This window comes from Pedobacter aquatilis (assembly GCF_032678405.1).
Lineage (GTDB): Bacteria > Bacteroidota > Bacteroidia > Sphingobacteriales > Sphingobacteriaceae > Pedobacter > Pedobacter aquatilis_A.
On the sequence record NZ_JAVTSJ010000015.1, the window covers coordinates 1 to 559 of the forward strand.

Below are 559 nucleotides of genomic sequence, written 5' to 3' on the forward strand. Positions count from 1 at the left end.
AGAAGAAACAAAAAAGAAACACCCAGAAGAAATGACGGTTGTCCTAATAACCAAAAAGGGATCGGCACTGATAGCTAGGTAAGCAAAGGAAGCGGTAGCGGTAATATACTAACGCTAATCAATAGCAACCTAACAAACAGTCCCGTAGCTCAGCCTGGTTAGAGCACTACACTGATAATGTAGGGGTCTCCAGTTCAAATCTGGACGGGACTACTTTAATAATCCTGGGGGATTAGCTCAGCTGGCTAGAGCGCCTGCCTTGCACGCAGGAGGTCAACGGTTCGACTCCGTTATTCTCCACTATAACACTTTCTATCAGGATTGATAGATATATTGACATAATTAATAAAGAAGAAACGCCACAGGGGCACATGAAACGGTTCGAGACCGCAGTTTTTTACTAACGAAGCTGAAACGAGGCTTAGGTTTGGGCACATGACACCCTATACCTTTATACCCTCGGCCTTCAGTCTCAGTAAAGTTCTTTGACATATTGGAAGAAGTTAAAAAAGAAGAGCAAACAACAATAGGCGACTGTTGTGTTTGTGCTCACCAAGGA

The 559-nt window shown here is 43.6% G+C and carries 2 tRNA genes; both read left to right on the forward strand.

Annotated features, from left to right (window positions below):
- The first annotated feature begins 138 nt into the window (after window positions 1-138).
- Window positions 139-213 (forward strand) — tRNA-Ile (locus R2R71_RS21150).
- Between the two features lie 13 nt (window positions 214-226).
- A tRNA-Ala gene (locus R2R71_RS21155) sits at window positions 227-300 on the forward strand.
- Window positions 301-559 lie beyond the last annotated feature (259 nt).